General features: G+C 71.0%; 26 protein-coding genes and 1 riboswitch. Of the genes, 12 read left to right on the top strand and 14 right to left on the bottom strand.

The features are described from left to right. Positions 1–56: 56 nt before the first annotated feature. The 5 genes from A3CQ_RS0132510 to A3CQ_RS0132490 all read left to right on the top strand — a co-directional run bounded on the left by A3CQ_RS0132510 (position 57) and on the right by A3CQ_RS0132490 (position 3,430). Positions 57–686: a hypothetical protein gene (locus A3CQ_RS0132510; protein ID WP_020515130.1), complete on the top strand. Its 630-nt coding sequence runs from the start codon at positions 57–59 to the stop codon at positions 684–686. Next, positions 683–1,015 carry a winged helix-turn-helix domain-containing protein gene (locus A3CQ_RS0132505; RefSeq protein ID WP_020515129.1) on the top strand — a complete coding sequence of 111 codons (333 nt, stop codon included), beginning with the start codon at positions 683–685 and terminating at the stop codon, positions 1,013–1,015. Before A3CQ_RS0132510 ends, A3CQ_RS0132505 begins: the two co-directional genes overlap by 4 nt. Continuing rightward, positions 1,015–1,908: an ABC transporter ATP-binding protein gene (locus A3CQ_RS0132500; protein WP_020515128.1), complete on the top strand. Its 894-nt coding sequence runs from the start codon at positions 1,015–1,017 to the stop codon at positions 1,906–1,908. The genes A3CQ_RS0132505 and A3CQ_RS0132500 overlap by 1 nt, the downstream gene beginning before the upstream one ends. Further along, positions 1,890–2,630 carry an ABC transporter permease gene (locus A3CQ_RS0132495; protein ID WP_020515127.1) on the top strand — a complete coding sequence of 247 codons (741 nt, stop codon included), beginning with the start codon at positions 1,890–1,892 and terminating at the stop codon, positions 2,628–2,630. The genes A3CQ_RS0132500 and A3CQ_RS0132495 overlap by 19 nt, the downstream gene beginning before the upstream one ends. 83 nt (positions 2,631–2,713) lie before the next feature. Further along, complete coding sequence (locus A3CQ_RS0132490; RefSeq protein WP_020515126.1) at positions 2,714–3,430, top strand: VOC family protein; 717 nt, start codon at positions 2,714–2,716, stop codon at positions 3,428–3,430. Here A3CQ_RS0132490 and A3CQ_RS0132485 read toward each other — a convergent pair. Next, positions 3,427–3,741, bottom strand: a complete 315-nt coding sequence (locus A3CQ_RS0132485; protein WP_020515125.1) for a hypothetical protein — start codon at positions 3,739–3,741, stop codon at positions 3,427–3,429. The two genes, A3CQ_RS0132490 and A3CQ_RS0132485, sit on opposite strands and share 4 nt — an antisense overlap. 6 nt (positions 3,742–3,747) lie before the next feature. After that, positions 3,748–4,881 carry a WXG100 family type VII secretion target gene (locus A3CQ_RS57910; RefSeq protein ID WP_020515124.1) on the bottom strand — a complete coding sequence of 378 codons (1,134 nt, stop codon included), beginning with the start codon at positions 4,879–4,881 and terminating at the stop codon, positions 3,748–3,750. A gap of 221 nt (positions 4,882–5,102) precedes the next feature. Here A3CQ_RS57910 and A3CQ_RS0132475 point away from each other — a divergent pair, with 221 nt between their 5' ends. After that, the gene (locus A3CQ_RS0132475) at positions 5,103–5,909 is read left to right on the top strand and encodes an SGNH/GDSL hydrolase family protein (RefSeq protein WP_245577413.1); all 807 of its coding nucleotides are present in this window, start codon (positions 5,103–5,105) and stop codon (positions 5,907–5,909) included. A 10-nt stretch (positions 5,910–5,919) separates the two neighbouring features. On the opposite strand, the gene A3CQ_RS0132470 is transcribed toward A3CQ_RS0132475, so the two are convergent. From A3CQ_RS0132470 to mqnE, 6 genes are all read right to left on the bottom strand, one after another. Continuing rightward, entirely contained in the window at positions 5,920–6,714 is a 795-nt protein-coding gene (locus A3CQ_RS0132470; RefSeq protein WP_020515122.1) for an ABC transporter ATP-binding protein, read from the bottom strand. Beyond that, complete coding sequence (locus A3CQ_RS0132465) at positions 6,711–7,799, bottom strand: FecCD family ABC transporter permease (protein WP_020515121.1); 1,089 nt, start codon at positions 7,797–7,799, stop codon at positions 6,711–6,713. The genes A3CQ_RS0132470 and A3CQ_RS0132465 overlap by 4 nt, the downstream gene beginning before the upstream one ends. Further along, on the bottom strand, positions 7,796–8,734 hold the full coding sequence (locus A3CQ_RS0132460; protein WP_026206445.1) for an ABC transporter substrate-binding protein: 939 nt from the start codon (positions 8,732–8,734) through the stop codon (positions 7,796–7,798). The genes A3CQ_RS0132465 and A3CQ_RS0132460 overlap by 4 nt, the downstream gene beginning before the upstream one ends. Positions 8,735–8,849: 115 nt before the next feature. Further along, a riboswitch (cobalamin riboswitch) is annotated at positions 8,850–8,909 on the bottom strand. 76 nt (positions 8,910–8,985) lie between these two features. Continuing rightward, positions 8,986–9,339 carry a DUF4229 domain-containing protein gene (locus A3CQ_RS54890; protein ID WP_020515119.1) on the bottom strand — a complete coding sequence of 118 codons (354 nt, stop codon included), beginning with the start codon at positions 9,337–9,339 and terminating at the stop codon, positions 8,986–8,988. Between the two features lie 10 nt (positions 9,340–9,349). Beyond that, positions 9,350–9,781 (bottom strand): hypothetical protein, encoded by a 432-nt coding sequence (locus A3CQ_RS0132450; protein ID WP_020515118.1) that lies wholly within the window; start codon positions 9,779–9,781, stop codon positions 9,350–9,352. 35 nt (positions 9,782–9,816) lie between these two features. Continuing rightward, on the bottom strand, positions 9,817–10,986 hold the full coding sequence (gene mqnE, locus A3CQ_RS0132445) for an aminofutalosine synthase MqnE (RefSeq protein ID WP_020515117.1): 1,170 nt from the start codon (positions 10,984–10,986) through the stop codon (positions 9,817–9,819). 209 nt (positions 10,987–11,195) lie between these two features. Between mqnE and A3CQ_RS0132440 the strand changes: the two genes are divergently transcribed. From A3CQ_RS0132440 to A3CQ_RS0132420, 4 genes are all read left to right on the top strand, one after another. Beyond that, complete coding sequence (locus A3CQ_RS0132440; RefSeq protein WP_020515116.1) at positions 11,196–12,848, top strand: C40 family peptidase; 1,653 nt, start codon at positions 11,196–11,198, stop codon at positions 12,846–12,848. Positions 12,849–14,735: 1,887 nt separating this feature from the next. Then, positions 14,736–15,194, top strand: a complete 459-nt coding sequence (locus A3CQ_RS63170) for a hypothetical protein (protein WP_020515114.1) — start codon at positions 14,736–14,738, stop codon at positions 15,192–15,194. A 240-nt stretch (positions 15,195–15,434) separates the two neighbouring features. Further along, positions 15,435–17,252, top strand: coding sequence for a DEAD/DEAH box helicase (locus A3CQ_RS0132425; RefSeq protein WP_020515113.1), 1,818 nt, complete (start codon positions 15,435–15,437; stop codon positions 17,250–17,252). A gap of 79 nt (positions 17,253–17,331) precedes the next feature. Continuing rightward, positions 17,332–17,955, top strand: coding sequence for a putative glycolipid-binding domain-containing protein (locus A3CQ_RS0132420; protein ID WP_020515112.1), 624 nt, complete (start codon positions 17,332–17,334; stop codon positions 17,953–17,955). Positions 17,956–17,958: 3 nt separating this feature from the next. Here the strand turns inward: A3CQ_RS0132420 and A3CQ_RS0132415 are convergent, their stop codons facing one another. Beyond that, entirely contained in the window at positions 17,959–18,408 is a 450-nt protein-coding gene (locus tag A3CQ_RS0132415; RefSeq protein WP_020515111.1) for an Lrp/AsnC family transcriptional regulator, read from the bottom strand. Positions 18,409–18,620: 212 nt separating this feature from the next. Here A3CQ_RS0132415 and A3CQ_RS0132410 point away from each other — a divergent pair, with 212 nt between their 5' ends. Beyond that, entirely contained in the window at positions 18,621–18,896 is a 276-nt protein-coding gene (locus A3CQ_RS0132410; RefSeq protein ID WP_026206443.1) for a BldC family transcriptional regulator, read from the top strand. Here A3CQ_RS0132410 and A3CQ_RS0132405 read toward each other — a convergent pair. The 5 genes from A3CQ_RS0132405 to A3CQ_RS0132385 form a co-directional block, all read right to left on the bottom strand. Beyond that, a complete protein-coding gene (locus A3CQ_RS0132405) occupies positions 18,869–19,507 on the bottom strand; it encodes a UbiX family flavin prenyltransferase (protein ID WP_020515109.1) in 639 nt (212 codons plus the stop codon). The two genes, A3CQ_RS0132410 and A3CQ_RS0132405, sit on opposite strands and share 28 nt — an antisense overlap. Positions 19,508–19,517: 10 nt before the next feature. Further along, positions 19,518–20,633 carry a hypothetical protein gene (locus tag A3CQ_RS0132400; protein WP_020515108.1) on the bottom strand — a complete coding sequence of 372 codons (1,116 nt, stop codon included), beginning with the start codon at positions 20,631–20,633 and terminating at the stop codon, positions 19,518–19,520. Beyond that, positions 20,614–21,129: a SigE family RNA polymerase sigma factor gene (locus tag A3CQ_RS0132395; RefSeq protein WP_020515107.1), complete on the bottom strand. Its 516-nt coding sequence runs from the start codon at positions 21,127–21,129 to the stop codon at positions 20,614–20,616. The genes A3CQ_RS0132400 and A3CQ_RS0132395 overlap by 20 nt, the downstream gene beginning before the upstream one ends. A 201-nt stretch (positions 21,130–21,330) precedes the next feature. After that, the gene (gene mqnP, locus A3CQ_RS0132390) at positions 21,331–22,227 is read right to left on the bottom strand and encodes a menaquinone biosynthesis prenyltransferase MqnP (protein WP_020515106.1); all 897 of its coding nucleotides are present in this window, start codon (positions 22,225–22,227) and stop codon (positions 21,331–21,333) included. Further along, positions 22,224–23,684: a menaquinone biosynthesis decarboxylase gene (locus tag A3CQ_RS0132385; protein ID WP_020515105.1), complete on the bottom strand. Its 1,461-nt coding sequence runs from the start codon at positions 23,682–23,684 to the stop codon at positions 22,224–22,226. The genes mqnP and A3CQ_RS0132385 overlap by 4 nt, the downstream gene beginning before the upstream one ends. A gap of 116 nt (positions 23,685–23,800) precedes the next feature. On the opposite strand from A3CQ_RS0132385, the gene A3CQ_RS63165 reads away from it, so the two are divergent. Further along, positions 23,801–25,003: a hypothetical protein gene (locus tag A3CQ_RS63165; protein WP_245577412.1), complete on the top strand. Its 1,203-nt coding sequence runs from the start codon at positions 23,801–23,803 to the stop codon at positions 25,001–25,003. Positions 25,004–25,011 lie beyond the last annotated feature (8 nt).

Genomic DNA, 25,011 nt, shown 5'->3' with positions numbered 1-25,011 from the left:
GCCTAGCCAACTTTATGACACAAACCTCTTTGACTTTGTGTTGTAAAGTTCTTTGTGTGGAATCCGATGACGACAAACCCCTGGCCAGCCCGGCCGACTCGCTCGCCCTGATCGCCCAGGAGCGCGCCAACCTCGAGCGCGACCTCACCCCCGACCCGCGCTGGATGTTCTGGCCGTGGGGCTTCGCCTGGCTCCTCGGCTTCGGCCTGTTCTTCCTGCGCTTCGGCCCCGACGGCCGGGTCTTCGTCGACCTGCCCGAGTGGCTGCCGTTGACCGTGCTGTCGCTGTCGTTCATCGCCGCCGGCCTGATCACCGGCATCGCCGGCGGCCGGTCCGCCATGCAGACCCGCGGCCCGTCCTCCCGCCAGGGCCTGATGTACGGCCTGACCTGGTCGATCGCCTTCACCGGCATGGGCATCCTGTTCGCGCAGTACGGCGACGCCCTGCCCGACGACCGGCTCGGCCTGCTCTGGGCCGGCGGCATGGTGGCCCTCACCGGCGCGCTGCACATGGCCGGCGGCGCGATCTGGAACGATCGCCAGCTTTTCATCCTGGGCGCCTGGACCAGCGTGATCAACGTGGCCGGCATCCTGGTCGGTCCCGGCTGGCACTCGCTGATCGTGGCGCTCGGCGGCGGCCTCGGCATGATCCTGGCCGGCCTGCTCGGTTGGCTGAGGCTGCGATGAGCGATGGCACCGAGCTCGACCCGGTCATCCACGCCCAGGCCCGGCTGCGGGTGGTCTCCGCCCTGTCGGTCCTGCGCGAGGAGGACAAGGTCACGTTCCCCCGCCTGCAGGAGTCGCTGCGGATGACCGCCGGCAACCTCTCGGTCCACCTGCGCAAGCTCGAGGACGCGGGATACGTCGAGGTCACCAAGACCCACCAGGGCCGCACGCCGGCCACGTTCGTCCGGCTCACGCGCCGCGGCCGGCTCGCCTTCGAGGAGTACCAGGAGGCGTTGCGCGCCCTGCTCAACCCCACCTCACCATCGACATCGTCGGAGGAGACACTGTGATGCTCGCCCGGGCCATCGAGGTCACCCGCCGTTACGGCGACACCGTCGCGCTCGACCGCGTCTCGCTCGACATCGCGCCCGGCGAGCTCGTCGGCCTGCTCGGTCCCAACGGCGCCGGCAAGAGCACGCTGCTGAGCCTGCTCACCGGGGTGCGTTCGCCCAGCTCGGGGCGGGTCGAGCTGCTCGGCGGCGACCCACGCCGGCCGGCCGCCCGGCACCATCTGGGCGTCACCCCACAGGAGACCGGTCTGCCCGCCTCGCTTCGCGTCGGCGAGGTCGTCGATTTCGTACGACGTCACTACCCCGAGCCGCTTCCCCGCGACCAGGTGCTCGGCCAGTTCGGGCTGACCGATCTCGTACGCCGTCAGACCGGCGGATTGTCCGGCGGCGAGAAGCGGAGGGTCGCCGTGGCCCTCGCCTTCGCCGGGCGCCCGCGGATCGTCTTCCTGGACGAGCCGACGACCGGGCTCGACGTCGAGGCCCGCCGGTCGCTGTGGGACGGCATCCGCGAGTTCCACGCCGGTGGCGGCACGGTCGTGCTGACCAGCCACTACCTGGAGGAGATAGAGGCGCTGGCCCGGCGGGTGGTGGTGATCGGGGGTGGCCGGGTGCTGGCCGACGACACCGTGTCGGCCGTACGCGGCCTGGTCGCCGTTCGCCGGGTCAGCCTGACATCCCCCGTACCGCTGCCGGTTTTGCCTGGTCTGAGCGGAACCGACCGCGAGGGTGACCGATGGCACCTGGTCACGCCCGATTCGGACCGTCTGGTTCGCGACCTGGTCGCGGCCGACGTGCCCTTCACCGACCTGGAGGTTCGCCCGGCGTCGCTCGAGGAAGCCTTCCTGACCCTGACCGAGCGCTCCGTGGAGGAATCGTGTCTTCTCTCGTCCTGACCAACGCCCGCTTCCAGCTGATCGAGACGGCGCGCACGCCCATCGCCGTGATCGGCAGCGCGTTCTGGCCGGCCGCGTCGATGCTCGCGTTCGTCGTGCCGTTCGCCGGCAGCGATCCGGTCGCCGCGACCTACGCGACGGCTTCGATGGTGACCTTCGCGGTGATGAGCACCAACCTTTTCCAGTACGGGGTGGGAGTCGCCGACGATCGAGTGCAGCCGTGGGAGCCGTACGTCCGCACGCTGCCCGCCGGAGCTCTTCCGCGCTTCGCCGGACGACTCCTCTCCGGCCTCGCGCTGATGGCGTTCTCCCTGCTCCCGGTCGTGCTGATCGCCGCGTTCCTGACCGCGGCCACAGTGTCGCCGCTCGCCTTCCTGACCGCGATCGGGGTGACCGCGGTGATCTCGGTGCCGTTCATCCTGATGGGCCTCGCGATCGGGTACTCGATGCCGCCCAAGGCCGCGGTCGTGGTCGCGCAGGTGCTGTTCTTCCCGCTCGCGTTCGCCGGCGGCCTCATGACCGCGCCCGGCGGCGCTCCCGGCTTCGTCGAGGACCTCGCGCCCTACCTGCCGACCGGCGCCTCGGTGCGGCTGATGTGGGCGGCGGTCGGCGACTATCCGCTGCACATGGGCTCGGTGCTGTCCCTGATCGCCTGGATTGTCGCGCTCGCCGGGGTGGCGCTATGGGCCTATCGACGGGACGAGGGTCGCCGGTTCAGCTAGAACATCGACACTTAAGCCCAACCAAAGACACACGGTGCGACGATGCCGAGATGACCGCATCGACGCCCGGCTTTCCTACCTGGGTGGACTTGGGAACGGCCGATCTCGGGGATGCGAGGCGCTTTTACCCTGAGTTATTCGGCTGGAGCTACGAGGACGACGGCTCCTACACCACGTTCCTGCTGAACGGGCGGCCGGTGGCCGGGGCGGGGCCGCTCTTCGGCGAGGGGCAGCCGACGGCCTGGAGCACCTACATCGCGACCAACGACGCCGACATGGTCGCGGCCCGGGTCGCGGCCAACGGCGGCAAGGTGCTGGTGCCCCCCTTCGACGTGCACGACCAGGGCCGGATGGCGGCGTTCCTCGACCCGGGCGGCGCACCGTTCAGCGTCTGGCAGGCGGGCACGATGCAGGGGGCGGCGGTCTTCGACGTGCCGGGCTCGCTGACCTGGAACGAGCTGAACACCCGAAACCTGGACGAGGCGCACGCCTTCTACGGCGGGGTCTTCGGCTGGCAGTTCCGCCACAGCTCGATCGGCGAGGTGCCCTACCTGGTCGCCAAGCTGCACGAGACCGCCATCTGCGGCATACAGCCCATGACCGCCGAGGCCTGGCCCGCCGACGTCTCCCCACACTGGATGGTCTATTTCGCGGTCCACGACTGCGACCGTTCGACGGAGCACGCCCTGGCGTTGGGCGGCCGGGTGCTGTTTGCGCCGGCAAGCCTGTCGATCGGGCGCTACTCCGTGCTGGCCGACCCGCAGGGCGGCATGTTCGCGGTCCTGGCGAGCAACCGCTAGTCCGGCGAGTACATGGCGGTGGGAATCAGCCGGATTTCCGGAATGGCGCTCGCCCGCTGCTCGGGCGTCGCGTCGAACGGCAACGGCACCACGGTCTCCGGAATCCCGACCCGGTCCAGGAAGATGCCGTTCCGGCCGAGGTCGCACCAGACCGTAACCGACCCGATCCGGCTTCCCGGACGCCCGTAGTAGGTGAGGTGGAGGCGCCCACCGTCCCCGTCCGGGCACGGCGCATCATGCCCGTCACGCAGCCGGGCGTACGCCTCGAACCACGCCTCCCAGACGCGCTCGGCCTCGGTCATCTCCGGCATCCGGAGTCACTCCCCTTCCCGCAGGTGGGCATGCTCCTGCCACCATCGTTCCTCATACTCGTACGCCCGGCCCTCGTAGGCGATTCGCGCGCTCTCCTCCCACGGAAACTCCATGCCACGGCGTAGTTCGTCGAGGTGGAAACGCTCGTGCGCGAGCGTGCGTGCCAGCTGCTCCTCGTCCAGGAAGGCGTCGCGGGCGAGCGTGATCTGACCGTCGGGCAGGGTCGCGCCGTAGAACTCGCGGCCGGGCCCGCCACCCCGGCGCAGCTTGTCGAGGGAGAAGGTGACGCCCTCCATGTCGATGCCGTACTTCTCGGCGACCGCCAGCACATTCTCGCGGCTCATCAGGATCTTCGTCCCGTTGCGGACGATGCCGTCGCCCGAGCGATACAGCCCCTCCGCCCCGCCGGTCGATCGCAGGCGTGCGATCAGGTCGTCGGCGATCACGCGGAGATTCCGCAGACTCGAGATCAGGTCCTTGAGCCACCGCGAAATCCGAGCCGCCCACGAGGCGCACAACGTCGCCACCTGCTCGACGACGACCGGCGTCGCGGTGCCCAGCGATGCGATCAGTTCGCCGGCATAGGCGATCAGTCGGGCCACGACGGCAGCGACGGCGTCGCGGACCATCGTCCGTACCGTGGCGATCAGCAGGCCGGCGCCCTCGGTGATCAGAGCCATCGTGTCCGACGCGGCGGCCAGCGCTCGGAGCGACTCCTCCCGCCGGGCGACCCAGCCGCGGTACGCCTCCGATGCGGCGCCCTCCCACTCACCCAGGTCGAGTCGGACCGCACGCATCAGGTCGTCGGAGTCCGCGCGGAGGGATCCGGCCACGTTCCGCCACGTCTGCGCTTGGCCGGCGATCGCGCCCGGGTCTCCGGCCAGCCAGTCGAGTGCCTCGGAGAGCGGCTTCACATGCTCGATCAGCCACGCTATGCCGTACTGAAGAAGCGCTCCGACCGGATCGGAGACCACCGATAGCGCGTCCAGCCCGGCACCGACCCCGCCCAGCGTGCTCTCCACCCAGCTGCGGTCGCGAACACCCTTGGCGATCAGCTCGATGTCCTCGGCGAGCCAGACGCCCGCCCAGGCCGACGGTGGATGTCCGGCCGGCGAAGCGACAAGCGGGTTCGTGGTCATCCGATCCGACACCTCCCGTCGGATTCGCACGCTAGTACGACATCGCCAGTCATCGATCTTGCCGACCGCTGGGCGCTGCCCGCCGACCGCTCGCGGCCCGGAACGGGTAAGCGCTTGCCCCATTCCATTGATGAGTGTCACTGTGTTGCCAACGGGCCGTCTCCCCGCGGCGTTCTTTTTCAGTGTGTCGGGAGACGATCATGGTTCGCTGGCTTGCTTCGGTGGCTTTGCTGGTTCCGTTGCTGGTGGGAGCGTCGGCCGCGGCGGCGTCCGGGCCGGCCTGCGCGGCGACTGCCGACGCCCCGCCGGCCGTGGCCGCGGCCGGGCCTACGGTGTGGCTGGCCGGGGACTCGACGATGGCCAACCCGAGTGCCGCCTGCCCGGTGGGATGGGGCAGCCAGTTCGGGGCGCTGTTTCAGTCCGGGGTGACGGTCAACAACCGGGCCGTCGCGGGGCGCAGCATTCAGACGTGGCTGTATGAGGGCAACGTGACCGGCACCAAGAACTCGAGCGGTGAGTGTGTGCTCAGCTCGACGACGTACTCGACGCGGTGGCAGGAGATGCTCGGCGGGATGAAGGCCGGTGACTACCTGGTCGTGCAGTTCGGCATCAACGACGGGGACACCAACTGCCCGCGGCACGTCGGCACGGCCCGGTACCAGCAGCTCATGACGATGATGGCGCAGGCGGCGCTGGCCCGGGGCGCCCATCCGATCCTGCTCACCGCCGTCGCCGCCATCACCTGCTCGGGCAGCGCCGCGGTCAAGAACCGGGGCTTCGTCACGCAGACGACCGCGGCCGGCTCGGCGACCGGCTCGCCGGTCATCGACCTGCAGACACTGAGCGTGAACCTCTACAACAGCCTTCATTTCTGCCCGAACAACGGCAACTACTCGACCGGCGCGGTGGGCGCATTCTTCTGCAACGACCACACCCATTTCGAGGCGTACGGGGCGCAGCAGGTCGCGAAGCTCGTGGCGACGGCACTTCGCAACCAGGGCATCCCGCTCGCGGCGTACCTCAAGTAGCTCAAGTAGCTCATGTAGCCCGTACCGGGACCACGAGTGGGCCGTGATCACCCTCGATGACCCGGACCCGCACCCGGTAGTGCTTGGCCAGGTTCGCCTCGGTCAGCACCTCCCGGGGTGGGCCGGCCGCGACGACCGTGCCGCCCGCGAGCAGGACCATCCGGTCCGCGTACTCCCCCGCGGTCGTCAGGTCGTGCATCGTCGCGAGGACGGTGAGCCCGCGCTCGGCCCGCAACCGGTCGACGAGCTCGAGCACCTCCTGCTGGTGTCCGATGTCGAGGGCGCTGGTCGGCTCGTCGAGCAGCAGGATGCGCGCGCCCTGGGCCAGCGCCCGCGCGAGAAAGACCCGCTGCCGCTCGCCCCCGCTCAGCGTGTCGAGCCGACGCCCCGCGAACCGCCGGAGGTCGAGCTCGCCCAGCACGTCGTCGACCACGGCCAGGTCGGCGCCCGACTCACGCCCAAGCGGTGGGACATAGGGGGTACGCCCCAGCAGCACGTAATCGAAGACGCGCATGGCGGGCGGCACGACCGGCGACTGGGCCACGATCGCGACGGTCTTGGCCCGCTCGCGCCGCTGCAACTTGTCGACCGCCACGCCGTTCAGCTCGACGAGTCCCTGAAACGGCAGCAGCCCGCCGATGGCCCGGAGCGCCGTCGACTTCCCGGCGCCGTTCGGCCCGATGATCGTCACCCACTCGCCCGGCCCGACGTCGAGGTCGACCCCGTCCACGATCAGCGTCTTCTCGAGCCACACCTTCAGCCCGGCCACCGCGATGGCGCGTTCGCCGGGTGGGTCGCCGGTCATGGGGCGGCCGTTCGGGTCGTACGCAGGACGACGATGAAGAACGGCGCCCCGAAGAAGGCCGTCACCACGCCGATCGGGATCTCCGCCTGGCCGCCGGCCGTGCGGGCCAGCAGGTCGGCCAGGGCCAGGAAGGCGGCCCCGAACAGGACGGAGAGCGGGAGGATCGAGCGGTAACTCGGCCCGGCCAGCAGGCGCATCGTGTGCGGGACGATGATGCCGACGAAACCGATCAGTCCCGACACCGAGACGGCCGCGGCCGTGCCCAGCGACGCCGCGATGATGAGCAGGTAACGGCTGCGCTGCGGATGCAGGCCCAGCCCGGTCGCCTCCTCGTCGCCGACGGTGAGCACGTCCAGCTCGCGGCGCTGGGACAAGACGATCGCACCGGTGACCGCCGCGTACGGCAGGACCAGCAACACGTCGTGCCAGCCGGCGGTGGCGAGGCGGCCCAGCAGCCACGAGTACACCTCACGCAGGGTGTCGACGTGGCGCTGCATCACGTACGTCTGGGCGGCCGCCAGGAACGACGAGACCGCGACCCCGGCCAGGATCAGGGTGGCCGGCGAGCGGTCACGTCCGCCGGCCGCGCCGAGGAGCCAGGTGAGCGCCACCGCGATGAGCGCGCCCACGAAGGCCGCCACCGGTACGCCGAACGGCAGGTTGACGGTGGCGTCGCCCGTGGTCGAGCGGAAGGCGATCACCGCGGTGACCCCGAGGCCGGCGCCCGCGGCCACCCCGAGCAGGTGCGGATCGGCCAGCGGGTTGCGGAAGACGCCCTGGTAGGCGGCGCCTGCCAACGCCAGCATGGCGCCGACGATCAGACCCAGCACCACACGCGGCAGACGCAGCTCGAGGAGGATCGCCACCTCGCGCTCCGAGAGCCCGCTGTGCAGGCGTACGCCCGGAATGAGATTGAGAAGCTCGGCCGCGACGCCCGCGGGAGGAAGCTGGACCGAGCCGAAGGCGAGGCCCGCGACCAGCGCGACCAGCACCGCGAGAATGCCCCCCGCCAGCCAGGCCGGCCTCAGGCCGGCGGGCCGCACCACCCTCTCCGCCGGCTGCGCCTCGCGCAGGCCAGAGGTCACGCCGGGACCTTGGCCACCGCATCGGCGACAGATTGCACAAGATCGACCGTACGCGGACCCCAGCGCGACGCGATGTCGTCGTCGAGCGGGAAGATCTGGCCGGCCTTGACCGCGGTGATCGTGTTCCACCCGGAGCGGGCCGCGACCGTCTTCGCCGACTGCTGGCAGCACTTGTTGTCGGCCAGGAAGATCGTGTCGGGGTTCGCCTTGATCAGCGCTTCCGCGGAGAGCTGCGGGTAGCCGCCCTTGGCGCCGGTCGGGTCGGCGGCGTCGGCCACGTTGGTCATCCCGAACAGGCCGAAGATCGACCCGATGAACGTCTTCGAGGTGACCGAGTAGAGCGTCGGGTCGAGCTCGTAGTAGTAGCTCAGCGGCTTGGTACGGGCCGGCACGCCCTTGACGATCTTGTCGATCTCGGCGGTCATCTGCTGGTGCAGCGCCTCGGCCTCGGCCTGGTGCCCGGTGAGCGTGCCGAGCTGACCGATCTCCTTGTACGTGCCGTCCATGCTGGTCGCGGCCGGCGTCAGGTAGACCGGGATCTTGAGCTGGCCGAGCTGCGCCACGATCTTGTCGGTGTCGTCGGAGAGCACCACGAGATCGGGGTTCTTGGCCGCGATCGCCTCGGCGTTCGGCTTGAAGCCGGACAGGTCGGTCTTGGGCGCGTCGGCCGGATAGTTCGACTGGTCGTCGACGGCCACCACCTGCGAACCAGCCCCGATCGCGAAGAGCATCTCGGTGCCGGACGGCGTGAGCGAGACGATCCGCATGGGCCGCGCATCGAGGGTCAGGTCGCCGACGGTGACCGGATAGGACGCCGCACTCGCACTGGCGCCGGTCGTCGGCTGCGACGTGGTCGTCTTGTCGTCGCCTCCGCCGCAACCGCCCGCGAGCAGCAGGGCAGTAGTCGCCACCAGGGCGGTGAGCACGCGTTTCATCAGGACCTCCGGTCGGCCGGGCATGTGGTGCTTCGCCGACAGGAACCCGGATCGCCCGGCCCGCCCGCGAGGCGCCCCTCCCCGAGAGCGCTACGTCGCGACCGCGCCCAGGCGACCTGGCTCGTCCTCACCCGGAGGCATCACAGTTGCGGGACAGCGCCGGTTTCCCACCGGCTTCGCTGCGACGCGGTCACCCGCACGCTATCCCACCGTCGTACGCCCGCTGTCGGGCGCTCGACGTGCGCTCGAGGTCAGCCCCGCCGACTCTTCTCCTCGGCCTCGATCTCGGCCTCGGCGTCGTCGTCCGCGGCGACATCGGCGTCGGTGTGCGACGCGGCTCGATCGCCGGCCGCGGCGGCTTCCTCGTCGCCGGCCAGGGCGGCCCGCAAGCGCTCTTTTTCGGCCGTACGGCGGGAAGCCACGCTGGCCAGCTGCTCGCCCATCTGGTTGCGCCAGTCGGCGAGCAGGAAGTAGGAGAGGATGGCCGACCCGACGAGGGCGATCATCGCCTTGACGAGGATGTTCAGCGGGAGCGGCAGGAGCAGCACGAAGAGCAGCACGAACAGGCCCAGGCGGCCCAGCGTGTACTTGACTGCGGGACTCATTCTCATCTCCCTAACCCGCGCGGTGGCTCAACCACCGGAGGCCGTAGAACCAGATCAGGCAGTAGACGACCGTGCATGTGCCGGCCCCGGCCAGGCCGCCGGCCAGCGGAGGAAGGGCCGGGGTGACCAGGCCCGCGACGCTCAGGCCGGCGGCGACACCGAAGCCGGCGGCCAGCACGGCCACCACGACGCGGTACGGCCCGGCCTCGCGCGCGGCGCGGAACTCCTCGGTGAACAGCCACAGCGGGAGGATCAGCGCAATCCAGCCGCTCGTGTGGCCGAAGTCGGAGATCCTGGTCAGCGCCACGATCGCCTCGAAGGCCAGCAGCAGCACGGCGCCGATCACGAGCCCGGCCAGCGCGGTGCCGAGCAGATCGCCGATGGTGGCCAGGCGTCCGCTCGGGTCGCGGCGCGGGCGCCGCTCACTCTTTGTCTCGGTCATGACAAACCGAGGGTACGCCGTGCCGAAGTGTCCTCTTACGCCCAGACCTGCTGCGGCTCGCTGCGTCGCTCGGCGAGACTCGGCGCGGGGTCGTACTCGCGGACCACGGAGTACCTCGTGTCGCGCTCGACGGGCTGGAAACCGGCGTCCCAGATCAGGTGGAGCAGGTCGTCGCGGTGCATGGTGTGCGGCGTCCCGTACGAGTCGGCGTCGTGCGTGATCTTGTACTCGACCACCGAGCCGTCGAGGTCGTCGGCGCCGAAGTTCAACGAGAGCTGTGCGACCGACAGGCCGTGCATGACCCAGAAGCACTTGACGTGGGGCACGTTGTCGAACAGCAGGCGGGAGACGGCGAACGTCTTCAGCGACTCGGCGGGCGCTGCCATCGTCGTACGCGATTGAAGTCTGTTTCTGATCTTGCCGTCTTGTGAGTCGACAAAGTCGTGCTGGTAGCGCAGCGGGATGAAGACGGCGAAGCCGCCCGTCTCGTCCTGCAGCTCGCGCAGGCGCAGGACGTGATCGACGCGGTGCCGCGGTTCCTCGATGTGGCCGTAGAGCATGGTGGCCGGCGTATTCATTCCCTTCTCATGGGCGAGACGGTGGATGCGCGACCAGTCCTCCCAGTGGCAGTCGTGGTCGACGATGTGCTGACGGACCTCCCAGTCGAAGATCTCGGCGCCGCCGCCGGTCAACGACTCGAGACCGGCCTCCATCAGCTCGTCGAGGATCTGGCTCGCCGGCAGCCCGCTGATCTTTTCGAACCACTGGACCTCGGTGGCGGTGAAGCACTTGAGCTTGACCTCGGGCAGGGCGGATTTCAGCTCGCGCAGCACGTTGGGGTAGTAACGCCAGGGGAGGGTGGGGTGCAGGCCGTTGACGATGTGCAGTTCCGTCAGGCCCTCGCCCTCCATCTCCTTCGCCTTGCGCACGGCCTCGTCGATGCGCATCGTGTACGCATCCTTTTCGCCGGGTTTACGCTGGAAGGAGCAATAGGCGCAGCTTGCCGAGCAGACGTTGGTGAGGTTGAGGTGGCGGTTGACGTTGAACATCACCCGATCACCGTTCATCTCGGTGCGCTTGTGGTGGGCCAGGCGGCCGAGCCAGGCGAGATCATCGGACTCGTAGAGCGCGATGCCGTCCTCGCGGGTCAGCCGCTCACCGGCGTAAACCTTCGCCTCGAGCTCGCTTTTCAGCCCGGCATCCATCTGCGACCCCTTCCCGTTGCCTGGCGTTGAGACTACGTGCCACCTCCGACATGAAGGCGTGGGCCCAGGTCAGGCTGTCGTTCTCTTGATTCCCAGCCTTCTTTCACCTCCGATCAATCGACAGCCGTGTGAGCCATGCGGTAAGCCTTTAGGGGTACACCAAAGCGGTGGTGGATTATGAGAGACCCATCGCCACGGACGGGGAGCACATGGCGACAGCGCGACAGGCAGACCGGCGACACCGTTCGGCACGCCCCTGGTGGCGTCCGGCGGCGTATTCGGCTGCCGCGACGGCGGCCATCGCGGCCCTGTTCAACCCCATCCCCGCCTTCGCCGACCCGGGTGGCGCCGTGCAGGTGCCGGCCGCCCCCGTCGCGGTGCCCGACGTCGGCTCCCGTCCGATGGCGCTCGGCACGCTCGTGATGCCCGGGCAGGCCGCGTCCTCCGCTCCCGCGGTCACGACCATCCCCGGCGCCGCGAGCAGCCCGGTGCTTCAGCAGATCGAAAAAGGCCGCGCCGAGATCGCCACGATGGGCGACCAGCTGATCCAGCTCGGCTCCGACCGCGATCTCGCCAAGACCCAGCAGGGCGCCGCCCAGCAGAAATACGACCAGGCCGTCGACCTCATGCAGGAGGCACGCGCCGAGGCTGCCAGCGCCGCCGCACAGGCCATGATGGAGGCTGCCGCCCTGCCCCCCGGCTCGTACTCCGGTCTTGCCGGGCTGGACGACCTCGCCCGCCTGCAGCGCGGCGACGGCGGCACCTCGCAGGCCGCCGCGCGCCAGGTCGAGACCGCCGAGACGGCCGTCCAGCTGGCGCTCGACGAGAACGCGTTGGCCAAGCAGCACTACGACGACCTCGTCGCGAAATACACCACGCTCAACAAGCAGCTCACCAAGAAGCAGACGGCGCAGCAGACCCTCGAGCTCAAGAACGCCGACGCGCTGGCTGCCGCCGAGGCCACCGAGACCGCGACCGACAACGCGCTCGGCCAGCAATATCTCGCGGGCGCCGAGGCCGGCCGCGGTGCCGACCCCCGGGCCATGCAGGCCCTGCAGTTCGCGCTCGCGCAGCGCGGCGACCCGTACGTGTGGTCCGAAGAAGGCCCCAACGAGTACGACTGCTCCGGCCTGATGTACGCGGCGTACCACTCGGTCGGCTTCCCGCTCGAGCGCGTCTCCCGCGACCAGTACTGGCAGACCCATCTCAAGGTCGTCGACCGGTATTCGCTGCTCCCCGGTGACCTGCTCTTCTTCAGCTATTCGAACAGCTGGCGCGGCATCCACCACGTCGCGATGTACGCGGGCAACGGCTACATGGTCGAGGCCCCGCGCACCGGTCTCAACGTGCGGCTCGTTCCGGTCCGATGGTCGCGGCTGTTCCAGGCCACCCGGGTGTTCGGCTCCGTGCCCGGCGTCACCGAGGGTCCCGTGCTCGGCACGCCCGACCCGGAGGACCCGGAGACCACGACGCCCGACAACACGCCGAGCACCGGCACGACGACGGGCACGCCGAAGCCGTCGGCGACCACGACCACCAAGCCGACCTCGTCGCCGACCTCGTCGCCGACCTCGTCGCCGACCACCAGCACGCCGACCACGCAGCCGACGACGACCCAGCCGACCACGCAGCCCACGACCCAGCCGACGACCCAGCCCACCACCCCGGCCACCACGACACCGGCGACCCCCGATCCGCCCGCCCCCGACCCGACCACCACGTCGAGTGCCGGCGACTCGGGCGGCTCGAGCAACCCGGCGACCGTTACGACGAGCACCAGCTCGGCGAATGCGACGGAAGAGGCCACCCAGTCGGCTTCTTCGTCGAGTGCCTCCGGGTCGGCGTCCTCGTCCGCGGGTTGATCGGTTCGGTGGGTTGATCCGACCGGCTATCGTCCGCCGGGGCGGTAATGATCGCCTTTCCGGTGGTTAAGCACCGGCCGCGCGAGTGGCCGGGTTGGTGCCGGGTGCGCTGACGCGCGCGGATATGGCACGGTTAAGGCAGCGCCCGACGTCCCGGACCGTCGGCACGCGTCGGGAGGGTTCATGGAAGAGCGGCAGGCGACACCGGACGGCGACGGCACCAGGCCGGCCGCCGGTGACGACCAGGAGGCGTACGCCCCGCCGCCGCCCCCGGCCCCGGGCGCGCTCTGGGCCCCCTCCGGCGACAAGTCCGACTTTCCTGAAAAGCCGGGCAACGCTTCCGCCCCGGTCTCGGGCCCCGGCCGCACCCCCGGCTCGGTCAGCGCCTCCGTCCGCGTCCCGGGAATCACCAGCACGCCTCCTGCCGCGCCCGTTTCCGGCCCTGGTTCGGCCAACGCCTCCGCCCCGCGCTCAGTAAGTGCCTCCGCCCCGGTCTCCGGCCCCGGCTCGATCAGCGGCTCCGCCCCGGTCTCCGGCCCCGGCTCGATCAGCGGGTCGGCGCCCGTCTCCGGGCCCGGCCGTGTCCCCGGATCGGTAAGCGCCTCCGTGCCGGTCTCCGGCCCTGGCCGTGCGCCCGGCTCGGTCAGCGCCTCCGTCCGCGTCCCGGGGTCGATCAGCACGCCGCCGCCGTCCGCCCCGGTCTCCGGTCCCGGCCGGGTGACCGGCTCGGCCCGCCCGGTGAGCCCGCCGACGAGCCTGCCCCGCGGCGACCTCGTGCCCGAACTGGTCGACGACTCCTCCCGCCCGCTTCCGGACGCACCCGGCGCCGGCGCCGCCCGGGCCGCCGTGCCCGGCGCGATCAACCTCGACCCGGCCGCAGTCCGGGCCAACTCGTGGCCGAGCGGCGTCTACGGTGGCCGCCCCGCGGATTCGCCCGCGACCGAGAAGCCGGTCGTCTCCTCGACCTCGCTCGGCTCCGCCGCCGTGACGCCGTCGAGGTCCGCCGTTACCGCGAGCGACCCCGAGCCGGCCGAGCCCCCGCAGCCCGGCGACCCCACCCCCGGCGAGCCCAAGCCCACGGAGCCGCCGAGGCCCGGCGACCCGCGACCCCGCGACCCACGGCCCAGCGACCCACGGCCCAGCGACCCACGGCCTGGCGACCCACGGCCTGGCGACCCACGGCCTGGCGACCCACGGCCTGGCGACCCGCGACCCGGCGACCCGCGACCCGGCGATCCCCGACCCGGCGATCCCCGACCCGGTGACCCCCGACCCGGTGAGCCCAAGCCGACCGAGCCCGAGCCCGACGAGCCCGAGCCGTCAAGGCCGGAGCCTCCGCGCCCGGTCCCGGGTCCGCCGTCGCGCCCCGAGCCGTCGCGGCCCGACCCGACCCGGCCGTTCGAGCCCCCGGCGCCGTTCCCGGGCCCGCAGCCCGGTCCGTTCCCAGGCCCGCAGCCGGGCCCGTTCCCGGGCCCGACGCCAAGCCCCACGCCCGGCCCGGCCCCCACGCCGCCCGGCCCGCCGAGTCCGGTTCCGCCCGGCCCAGGCCCCACGCCCGGCCCAGGCCCCACGCCCGGCCCAGGCCCCACGCCCGGCCCAGGCCCAACGCCCGGCCCAGGCCCCACACCAGGACCCTTCCCACCCGGGCCGATTCCGCCCGGCCCCGGTCCGTCGCCCGTTCCGCCCGGCCCGGGCCCCTCGCCCGTGCCGCCAGGCCCCGGCCCGTCGCCGGTTCCGGGCCCGCCCGGCCCGAGCCCGGTTCCCGAACCGCCCGGCCCGAGCCCGGTTCCCGGTCCGCCGCAGCCGATCTTCCCGCCGCCGCCGAGCATCCCGCCGAGCACCCCACCTGCGGCTGCACGGTCCGGGGGCGGCTTCCCGGCGTACACGATGCCGTCCTCGACACCCGCCCACCCGGCGGCGAGCCCGCCGGCCAACCCGTTCGGGGTCGGCGGACCGGCGGCGGCCACCCAGCCTTTCGGCGCGAGTTCCACGCCGATCGCGCAGGTCACCCCGCCTCCGGCCTACCCGCCGGAGTTCGACCCGGCGGCCACCGCGGCCGTTCCGCAGCAGCGCGGCCTGGGCGGCACCCTCTACGGCACCGGCGACTATCCGTCGATCGACACGACAATGCCCGTCTCGACCAATCCGGTGGAGAATTCGGGCTCGCTTACCGGCCACATTTTGGCTCAGGGCTGGCGTGACGAGATCGTCGACCGCCGCCGGAGCAACATCAAGGTCGCCATCGCCATGCTCGTGGTGCTGGGGCTTCTGGTGACGGTGAGCCTTGTGTTCCTGCTCACGGCGGGCAACGCGTTCACCGACATGATCTCGAAGATGTTCAGCTGAGTTTGTCGTGCGGCTCGGCGCCGCCTACTCTTGCCAGGTTGCGCCGACGGGTGAGCCTGCCCACTACCGGCACGGAATGCGGTCGGCGTCCTAAACGTTGAGCCGTACACTTATGACAGTTGTTCACGCGGCGTGCCTTCACGGAGCATGCCACGGGCGTTCTTGCGGGCATTACAGCGGCCGGCTCATAGCAGCCGCGGCGGGCCATTCGCGAGCATGCGCCCCCGTAGAGAGGTTCTCTTGACCACTTTCGCTGACCCCAGCACGTTCCCGTCCGTTTTCGAGACCCCCGGTTCTGACGACGCCCCCACCCCGGTCGACGCCCCCGTCGAGGCCGTGGACGCTCCTGCGCAGGTCGAGGCCGTCGACACTCCCGCCGAGGCCATTGACGCTCCCGTCGAGGTCACGGCGAAGAGCTTCGGTGACCTGGGCATCTCGCCCGAGCTCGTCCGCGTGCTGACCCGCGAGGGCATCACCATCCCGTTCGAGATCCAGGCCGCGACCATGCCCGACGCGCTGGCCGGCCGCGACGTTCTCGGCCGCGGCCAGACCGGCTCGGGCAAGACCCTGGCGTTCGGGCTGCCGCTGCTCACCCGGGTGGCCGAGGGTGGCCGTGCCCGGCCGCACCACCCCAAGGCCCTGATCCTGGTGCCGACCCGTGAGCTGGCCATGCAGGTGGCCGACGCGCTGCAGCCGCTCGGCCGCGCCGTCGGCGTCTTCCTCAAGACCGCCGTCGGCGGCGTTCCGTACGACCGCCAGATGGACGCGCTGCGTCGCGGCGTCGAGGTGATTGTGGCCACGCCCGGCCGGCTCGGCGACCTGATCGAGCGCGGCGCCTGCAACCTGGACGACGTCGAGATCACGGTGCTCGACGAGGCCGACCAGATGGCCGACATGGGCTTCCTGCCCGAGGTCACCGACCTGCTGTCCAAGACGCCGGAGAAGGCGCAGCGCCTGCTCTTCTCGGCCACTCTCGACGGTGACGTCGATGCCCTGGTCAAGCGCTTCATGCACGACCCGGTGACGCACTCGACCGCGCCGGCCGAGGCCAGCGTGTCCACGATGGACCACCACCTGCTGCTGATCCCGCCGCCGGAGAAGTTCCCGATCACCGCGGCGATCGCCAACCGCGAGGGCAAGACCATCGTCTTCGCCCGTACGCAGATGGGCGTCGACCGTCTGGTCGAGCAGCTCCGCCAGGTGGGTGTCCGCGCCGGCGCGCTGCACGGTGGCAAGACCCAGCGCGTACGCACCCGCACCCTCGCCGAGTTCAAGGAGGGCCGCACCAACGTCCTCGTGGCGACGGACGTCGCGGCCCGGGGCATCCACGTCGACGGCATCTCGCTCGTCGTGCACGTGGACCCGCCGAAGGACCCGAAGGACTACCTGCACCGGGCCGGTCGCACGGCGCGGGCCGGCGAGTCGGGCGCGGTGGTGACGCTGGTTCTGCCCAAGCAGCGGCGCACCACCCAGGCCATGATGAGCAAGGCCGGTGTCTCGCCGGCCGAGGTGCGGGTCCGGCTCGGTGACGAGAAGCTGGCCGAGATCACCGGCGCGCGTCAGCCGTCGGGCGTCCCGGTGGTGGAGGAGCCGGAGCCGCGTCGCGAGCGGCCGCGCGGTCGTTTCGGCGACCGTCCGCAGCGCTCGTACGGCGACCGGCCGCAGCGCACCTACGGTGACCGTCCCCGCGGGGAGCGTACGGGCGGTGACCGTTCCTACGGTGACCGTCCGCAGCGGTCCTACGGTGACCGTCCGCAGCGCACGTACGACGATCGTCCGCAGCGCAGCTTCGACGACCGGCCGCCGCGCTCGTATGACGACCGGCCTCAGCGAGGCGACCGCCCGACCGGCGACCGCTCGTTCGGCGACCGCCCGACCGGCGACCGCCCGACCGGGGACCGTACCTTCGCGGACCGCCCGCGTGGCGACCGCGGCGCCGGGGGCTTCACCGGCCGCAACGGCGAGCGGACCGGCGGTTTCCGCCGGGACAACCAGCGGAACGACCGCCGCGACGGCACCTCGGGCCGATTCGGCGCCCGCCCCGCGCGTACATTCTGATCGAATTTGATGAAGCCCGGCACTCGCGTGCCGGGCTTCATGCTTTTCACCGGCGGATCGGTCGGGTAGAGGTAGAGCCATGTCGCCGCTGCCTGCATCGCTGTTCTGGGAACGACGGGACACCTCCGGGTCCGAGCACGCGCTCGTCGACGCCCGCGGTGGTCTCTATGCCCGAGGGACCGTTCTCGCGATCGACCCGATTCCCTTCACCTGCCGATACGAGCTGCGGACCGAGCCCGGCTGGTCCACCGCCCACATCGACGTCACCGCCGAGGGCGCCGGCTGGGTGCGCAGCGTGCGCCTCGAGCTGGCGGCCGGGCGGTGGCGCGCCACGACCGCCGAGCAGGGTAACCTCGACGCGGTGCTGTCGGCCGCCGGCCATGCGGGCGCCGGGCTGCCGGGCATCGAGGACCCCGATCAGCTGTACGGGGCGTACGACGTCGACCTCGGCGGCTCACCGCTGACCAACACGCTGCCGATCCGCCGTCTCGGCCTGCTCAAGGCCGAAGCGGGCGTGTCGCACCGGATCAGCGCGGCCTGGGTCCTCGTGCCCAGCCTCGAAATCGTCCAGGCCGACCAGATATACACCCCGCTCGGCGACAACCGCATCCGCTACGCCAGCGAGACGTTCAGCGCGGAACTGACGGTCGACGACGAGGGCTTCGTGGTCGATTATCCAGGCCTGGCCCGCCGGGTTCAGTAAATCTCACCCCAGGCCGGGCTGCGGGCGGTTCTCCCACTTCGTCGACAGCGCGATCGCCGTACGCGTGGAGGCCACCCCCGGCGTGCGGTTGATCCGCACGATGAGCTGCTCGAGCTCGGCGATCGTGCCGACCCGGACGATCAGCTGGTACGACTCCACCCCGGCCATGAAATAGCAGCTCTCGACCTCGGGCATGGCTCGCACCGCGGCGAGCACGTCATCGGTGTCGGCACCGGAGTCCTCGATGATGCCGATGAGCGCGGTCACCCCGAGGCCGAGCGCCTCGTGGTCGACGTCGGCGCGGTAGCCGCGGATGGTGCCGGCCGCTTCGAGCTTGCCCACCCGCTCGTGCACGGCGGGCGCGGAGAGTCCGACCTTGCGGGCCAGCTCGGCGTACGACGAGCGCGCGTTCTCCCGTAGCAGGTCGATCAGCCGGAGGTCGATGGAGTCCATGAGTCAGACCCTAATCGGGTGGCAGATAGCTACTCACGCCCGGTAGCGACGAATCGTCGGCAGGATAACGATCACTGTCGCAATTAGGGCTTTTTCCGCATTCCAGGGACTCGGTTCCGGGGCAATGCTCTAATGGCTTTACGTCCCGATCGAGCACGCCGACACTCACCGTGATCACGGCCGCTCCAGAAGACCGACGCGAGGAGGGGGTTGTGGACACTGGAGATCGTCTGCTGACACCGGGCGAGGTGGCCGCATTGTTCCGCGTCGACCCCAAGACGGTCACGCGCTGGGCCGCCGCCGGGCGTATCGGCAGCATCCGCACTCCGGGTGGCCACCGCCGGTTCCGCGAGTCCGAGGTGCGCGCGCTGCTCGAGGGCGACGGCGTGGTCGAGGAGATGCGCGAGGACGATGCCGCCAATCGGCCCCGCAACGCGGGTCCGAGCAACCCCGGCATGGGTTACGGTCCGCCCAACGGATTGCGCTGAGCGTTCAGCTCACCCTTCCATCGGGTCAAAAGAGTGTGCGGTACGCCGAGAGCGTCCAGCACTTTGCCCGCGACGAAGTCGATCAGCTGTTGTGCGGTCGCCCCGGCCCCGGAACCGTAGAAGCCGGGGCTGGCCGGCAGCACGACCGCCCCGGCGTCGTGCAGCGCGATCAGGTGCTCCAGGTGGCTGCGGGTCACCGGGGTCTCGCGCGGCACGACCACCGTACGGCGGCGCTCCTTGAGGTTGACCTCTGCGGCCCGCTGAAGCAGGTCTTTGGAGAGCCCGATGGCGATGCCGGCGCACGCGGCCGTGCTGGCCGGTACCACCACCATTCCCCGGGCCCGGTACGACCCGCTGCTCGGCCCGGCGGCCAGATCGCCGGCCGGCCAGTAGGCGAGATCGCCCAGATCGCGGCCGAGCCAGGAGCCGACGTCGTCCTTCCAATGGGCGTCACGGATCGTGGCGCCGGTCTCGTCGAGCAGAGTGAGCCGGGCCGCACGGGAGACGACCAGGTCGACCGATTCGCCGGCGTCGAGCAGGGCGGTCAGCACGGCTTTCGCGTACGGCGTCCCGGAAGCACCCGAGACGCCGACGACCCACGGTTCACGCATGCCTCCAGTGTTACTCCCCGCTCAGCGCAGCCGCCGGGAAGGCCCGGTTCGCCGGGAACCACGTGTCCGGCCGGCCGGGGTCGGCGACCTCGATGCCGTCGACCAGCCGGGTCAGCTCGGCCGGGCTGAGAGCGCGGCAGAGGGCCTCCACCACGTACTTGCCGCCGGGAAGCCAGCGATAGCACCGGCCGCCGGTGGCCGGGCACTGGGTGCCGGACGACGGATCGCCGTCGAACTCCCCCGACACCGGGAGGACCACCTCGATCCGGAGCTGGTCGGCGATCCCGCTCTTCGGGTCGGGCTCCGGCCCGTGGTCGACGTCGGCGAGGCGGGCGGTGGCGGAGCCCGCGGGGAGAAAGCGCGTCATGGCCGGCAGGACGTCGCCCGGGTTCTGCTGGGCCTGGACCAGCCGATAGCCCGCCGGCACGGCAGTGGTGCGGAACGGCACGGTCACCGGGCTCGCCGGGCCGGTGCGGAACGCCCCGGCCACCTGAAGCAGGTCGGCCTTGGACATCGCGTCGGCGCCTCGGCCGCCCGATCGGGATTCGACGACCGCGTACGCGTCGTCGGCGTACTGCCAGACGAGCATCGGCGGGCCCTGATAGGCGGCGAAATAGGCCGGCCGGCCGCCGATCGCGTCGGTCGTGGTTCGCTGGAGGCCCATGGTGGCGAGCGGATCGGCGACCCCCGGGTGGTAGACGGTCAGCATGCCCTCGGGCGCGGCCGGGTCGCCGCCCTTCTTCCGGACCTCCGCGCTCAGCCCGGCCAGCGTCCAGCGAAACGGGTCGGAGACCGTGAACTTGCCCGCCCGGTAGCTACCGAACGTGAAGTTGATCTCGGCTTTCGATGCAACGGTCACGCTGGGCGACGGTGGAACCGATGGCCCGACCGAGGGCCCGACCGACGGTGTGGGCCCGGCCGGTGTCGGCGGAGGCCCGGACGCCCGGCCGGTGAGCTGCGGCACGCCGACCGCGACGGCCACCGCCACCATGGCCGCGACCACCGTGCCGGCCCGCCGGCGGCGCTGCCGGCGCTTGCCCGCCCGCACCGCGTCGTCCACGTCGTAGCGCGGCGGCGGTGCGTCCTGGGCCGCCTCCCACAGCAGGTCAGAAAGTTCGGTGCGCACGACGGCCCTCCGTTCGCTCGTCCAGGATCAGCCGGAGCGCGTCGAGGCCCCGGGACGTGTAGCCCTTGACCGTGCCCTCGGGCAGGCTCAGCGCGGCCGCGGTTTGCCGCACGTCGAACCCTTCGAGGAAACGCAGCACGACGACGGCTCGCTGCTTCACCGGCAACCGGCCGAGAGCCGCGCGCAGGCGCAGCCGCTCGTCGACGCCGCGTGTCTCGTCGGGGGCGACCCGATCGGGCATCGCGGCGTGGCTGTGCGACTGCTCGCGCCGCCACCACGGCCGCCGGGTCTCGTCGATCGCCGCCCGCACCACGGCCGTCCGCGCCCACGCATCGGGGTTGTCCACGCGGTGCCACCGCCCGTAGAGCTTGGCCAGCGCGCCGAGGACCGCATCCTCGGCGACCTGCCAGTCCCCACAGGTGAGGTAAGCGAGCCCCCGCAGCGACTCCATCCGCGCGCCGACGAACTCGCGGAACTCGGCCTCTCTGTCACTCACGCCGATAAGACGGACGGCGCCGCCCGCGCGGTTACAACGAATGCGCAAGCCAGCCCAGCAACGCCAGGCGGGACTGGCGCGAGCACGGGAACGGGCACGCCCCGCGCGGCCGACGCGAACGCGGGAACGGGCACGCCCGGCGGGGCTGGCGCGAGCGCGGCCGGCGCGGGCGCGGGATCGGGCACGGCGACGGCTGCCCGGTCAGAGCAGCGCGAGGTCGAGGACGGCGAAGAGGAACAGGACGATGCCGACGAAGCCGTTTGCGGTGAAGAAGGCGCGGTTGACCTTCGAGAGGTCGGTCGGGGTGACGACTATGTGCTGGTAGGCGAAGGCGGCCGCGGTCAGCGCCAGGCCGATCCACCAGAGCCAGCTCAGGCCGACCAGCTGGCCGAACCAGACGAACAGCGCGAAGGTCACCACGTGCGTGGCCGTCGAGATGTGCAGGGCGGTGCGCACGCCCCAGCGGGCCGGGGTGGAATGCACGCCGATCTGGTGGTCGATCTCGACGTCCTGGCAGGCGTAGATGATGTCGAAGCCGCCGATCCAGAGGCCGACCGCGACCCCGAGCACCCAGGCCGGCCCGGAGCCGGAGAACGTGCCGGTGATGCCGAGCCAGGCGCCGACCGGCGCCACGGCCTGGGCGAGCGCCAGGACGTAGTGGGGGTAGTTGGTGAAGCGTTTCGCGTACGGATAGACGACCAGCGGGATCACGGCCAGCGGGAACAGCGCCAGGCACAGCCAGTTGAGCAGGCCGGCGGCGACCGCCATGACGACCAGCGAGACCGCCGCGCCCGTCCAGGCCGTACGGAGCGAAACCGCGCCGGTGACAAGCTCACGATTTTGCGTACGGGGATTCAGCGCGTCGATTTTGCGGTCGAGGATGCGGTTGGCGGCCATCGCGAACGTGCGGCCGGAGACCATCGCGATCGTGATCAACAGCAGGTCGACCCAGTGGACGCCGGTGTCGAGGCGGTCGAGGGCGACCAGGGCCGACAGATAGGCGAACGGCAGCGCGAAGATCGAGTGCTCGATCTTGACCAGCTGCAGGAACGACTTGATTTTGCCCGGGTTTTCCGAGGCCGCCGCCACCGCCGTCATATCCCGTATTCCTTCCAGCGCTTGTCCACGAGCGCGACCACCTCACTCGACATGGCCATTGCCTCCGGCCAGCCGCGGGAGTAGCCCTCCGACGGCAGCTTACGGGTGGCGTCGATGCCCGCCTTGCCGCCCCAGAACTGCTGATAGGAGGCGTGGTCGAGGTGGTCGACCGGGCCCTGGGTGAGCAGCAGGTCGCGGTCGTAGTCGACGTTGCCGAAGGCGCGGAAGGCGACCTCGGCGTAATCGTGCACGTCGCAGTCCTCGTCGACGACCACTATGAGCTTGGTCAGCGACATCAGGTGGGCGCCCCAGATCGCATTCATGATCTTTTGCGCGTGTTTCGGGTAGCGCTTGCGGATCGAGACGATCACGCAGTTGTGGAAGACACCGGCGGCCGGCATGTCGTAGTCGACGATGTCGGGGATCAGCATGCGCAGCAGCGGCAGGAAGATGCGCTCGGTCGCCTTGCCGAGGCCGTGGTCTTCCTGCGGGGGCTTGGACGTGATGATCGAGTGGTAGACCGGCTTTTTCCGCATGGTCATCGTCTCGATGTGCAGCACCGGGAACGGCTCGACCGGGGTGTAGAAGCCGGTGTGGTCGCCGAACGGGCCCTCGGGCGCCCGCTCGCCGGGATCGAGATAGCCCTCGAGGACCACCTGGGCGTGCGCCGGGACCTGCAGCGGGACGGTCAGGCAGTCGACCATCTCGACCCGCTCGCCGCGCAGGAAGCCGGCGAACAGGTACTCGTCGATGTCGGAGGGCAGCGGGGCGCTCGCCGCGTAGCACACCACCGGGTCGCAGCCGATCGCCACGGCCACCGGCAGGCGCTCGCCACGGCGCTCGGCGACCGCGTGGTGAGCCGTCGAGTCCTTGTGGATCTGCCAGTGCATGCCGAGCGTGTTTTTCGAGTGCTGCTGCAGGCGGTACAGACCCAGATTGCGTTTGCCGGTCTCGGGGTGCTTGGTGTGGGTGAGACCGAAGTTGTGGAAAACGCCGCCGTCATCGGGCCAGACCTGCAGACCGGGCAGAAGGCCGAGGTCGACCTCGTCGCCCTTGAGCACGACCTCTTGGCTGGGCGCGGTCTTCACCTTTTTCGGCGGGAGCGACTTGAGCTGCAGCGCCTTGCCGATGCCCTCGCGGATGCCGGACCAGCCGACCGGGAGCTCCGGCTTGATCAGCGCACCGATGCGGTCGCCGATCTCGTCGAGCGAGTCGACGCCGAGCGCCATGGCCATGCGTTTCTCGGTGGCGAACAGGTTGATCGCCACGGGCATCTCGCCGCGGGTCGGGCGCTCGAACAGCAGGGCCGGACCGCCGGCCCGGACCGTGCGCGTGACCACCTCGCTGATCTCCAGCGTCGGGTCGACCGGAACGGTGACCCGGCGCAGCTCACCGGCCGCCTCGAGGGCCGACAGGAAGCTCTGCAGATCGTCATAGGGGAACCCACGAGGCGCCATGCATCCCAGTCTTCACCACCCCTACGACGTTTCCGCACCCGGGCGATCACCGTCACTCCGGATGTCCGATTCGCGTTGAGGTGGGCGATTGTTCCCATCGGCCCGAGCTCGGCGAGGTGACTGTGAACGTCCGGAACATGGCGCGGTGGTGCGCGCTGACGGCGGTCGCCGCCCTGCTGGCCGCAGCCGGCCCCGCGGCCTCGGCGGGCGCGGCGGCCTCGGCGGCCTCGGCGATGCTGGCGGGCTCAGCGGAGGGCCCCGCCGCGGGCTCAGCGGCGGGCGCGGCGGCAGGCTCAGCGGCGGGCGCAGCGGGCGCAGCGGCCGGCTCAGCGGCGGGCGCTGCGGGCGCGTCCGCGGGCGCAGCGAAGCACACAAAAGCGGCGTCGCGACTGCCCGCCTGCCGCGGCGGCTCCGCATCGACCCACGCACCAACCACCCCGGCCGGCCCCGGCTCCCCCGGCGCCTGCCGAGCGTCCGGCCGGATCCTCGAGTCGGCCGTGCAGCTGACCCGCCCCGAGGAGACGGCCTTCACCCCGAGCGGCTACCACCACCTGGGCGCCAACTCAGCCGGCGAGTGGAGCGGCGTCTCCGGCCGCATCTCGGTCGTGGACGGCTCGATCCGCCCGGGCAGCTACGACTTCGTCGCCGGCCGGTTCATGGTCAAGCGGAACATGGGCGGCGGCCAGATCTCCTGGCTGGAGGCCGGCTGGGCGCAGACCGGGTGGGCCGGCCCCCTGCGGCAGCACATCTACACGTTCAACACCAACACCCACACCTGGCAGTTCTACGACCAGTACGCGCTGCAGCCCGGCGACCGGGTCTGGCTTGACCTGCACAGCGACGCGGACGGCGTCTGGGGCGCCTGGCTCTGGTGGAACAACCGATGGAACCTGCTCACCGCCCAGCGCCTCCCGATCGGCCAGACCGCGTACGTCGAGCAGTACGTCGAGGTGCACGTCGACGCCGGCCGCCCGGCCCGCATCGACGTGCCCGAGGTGACCGTCGACAACGTGCAGCTGCGGCCCCCGGACGGCGGTAATGCCCGCTACTGGCGAGACGACGTGCCGACGCTCACCGGGTACGCCCCCGACCAGCCCCAGCAGACCGGCGGCTTCTGCCTGAACTGGGTGAATCGCTACGACACGTGGACGGCTGGCGACTGCGGCCCCGACGCCGACGCCGCAAGCCGAGCGGCGGCCCAGCCGACAGTGGCCCCCGCCGCACCAGCGTCCGCCCAGCCAACAAGCGAACCCGCCACCCCGACGGAACCCGCCACCCCGTCCGAGCAACCGCTACTAGGCGGCCTGCTCGGCCAATGAGCAATGAG

It is taken from the genome of Paractinoplanes globisporus DSM 43857, assembly GCF_000379645.1.
GTDB classification, from domain to species: domain Bacteria; phylum Actinomycetota; class Actinomycetes; order Mycobacteriales; family Micromonosporaceae; genus Actinoplanes; species Actinoplanes globisporus.
This window is presented reverse-complemented; position numbering and strand designations above follow the sequence as displayed.

What these genes read in the sequence shown, in the direction of transcription:
- A3CQ_RS63170 (WP_020515114.1), top strand. Translation starts at nt 14,736, where the DNA reads ATGCCGTCCTCGACACCCGCCCACCCGGCGGCGAGCCCGCCGGCCAAC.
- A3CQ_RS0132385 (WP_020515105.1), bottom strand. Translation starts at nt 23,684, where the DNA reads ATGGCGCCTCGTGGGTTCCCCTATGACGATCTGCAGAGCTTCCTGTCG.
- A3CQ_RS0132420 (WP_020515112.1), top strand. Translation starts at nt 17,332, where the DNA reads ATGTCGCCGCTGCCTGCATCGCTGTTCTGGGAACGACGGGACACCTCC.
- mqnE (WP_020515117.1), bottom strand. Translation starts at nt 10,986, where the DNA reads ATGGATGCCGGGCTGAAAAGCGAGCTCGAGGCGAAGGTTTACGCCGGT.
- A3CQ_RS0132450 (WP_020515118.1), bottom strand. Translation starts at nt 9,781, where the DNA reads ATGACCGAGACAAAGAGTGAGCGGCGCCCGCGCCGCGACCCGAGCGGA.
- A3CQ_RS0132485 (WP_020515125.1), bottom strand. Translation starts at nt 3,741, where the DNA reads ATGCCGGAGATGACCGAGGCCGAGCGCGTCTGGGAGGCGTGGTTCGAG.
- A3CQ_RS0132415 (WP_020515111.1), bottom strand. Translation starts at nt 18,408, where the DNA reads ATGGACTCCATCGACCTCCGGCTGATCGACCTGCTACGGGAGAACGCG.
- A3CQ_RS0132505 (WP_020515129.1), top strand. Translation starts at nt 683, where the DNA reads ATGAGCGATGGCACCGAGCTCGACCCGGTCATCCACGCCCAGGCCCGG.
- A3CQ_RS0132460 (WP_026206445.1), bottom strand. Translation starts at nt 8,734, where the DNA reads ATGAAACGCGTGCTCACCGCCCTGGTGGCGACTACTGCCCTGCTGCTC.
- mqnP (WP_020515106.1), bottom strand. Translation starts at nt 22,227, where the DNA reads ATGACGGCGGTGGCGGCGGCCTCGGAAAACCCGGGCAAAATCAAGTCG.
- A3CQ_RS0132500 (WP_020515128.1), top strand. Translation starts at nt 1,015, where the DNA reads ATGCTCGCCCGGGCCATCGAGGTCACCCGCCGTTACGGCGACACCGTC.
- A3CQ_RS0132405 (WP_020515109.1), bottom strand. Translation starts at nt 19,507, where the DNA reads ATGCGTGAACCGTGGGTCGTCGGCGTCTCGGGTGCTTCCGGGACGCCG.
- A3CQ_RS0132440 (WP_020515116.1), top strand. Translation starts at nt 11,196, where the DNA reads ATGGCGACAGCGCGACAGGCAGACCGGCGACACCGTTCGGCACGCCCC.
- A3CQ_RS57910 (WP_020515124.1), bottom strand. Translation starts at nt 4,881, where the DNA reads ATGACCACGAACCCGCTTGTCGCTTCGCCGGCCGGACATCCACCGTCG.
- A3CQ_RS54890 (WP_020515119.1), bottom strand. Translation starts at nt 9,339, where the DNA reads ATGAGTCCCGCAGTCAAGTACACGCTGGGCCGCCTGGGCCTGTTCGTG.
- A3CQ_RS0132470 (WP_020515122.1), bottom strand. Translation starts at nt 6,714, where the DNA reads ATGACCGGCGACCCACCCGGCGAACGCGCCATCGCGGTGGCCGGGCTG.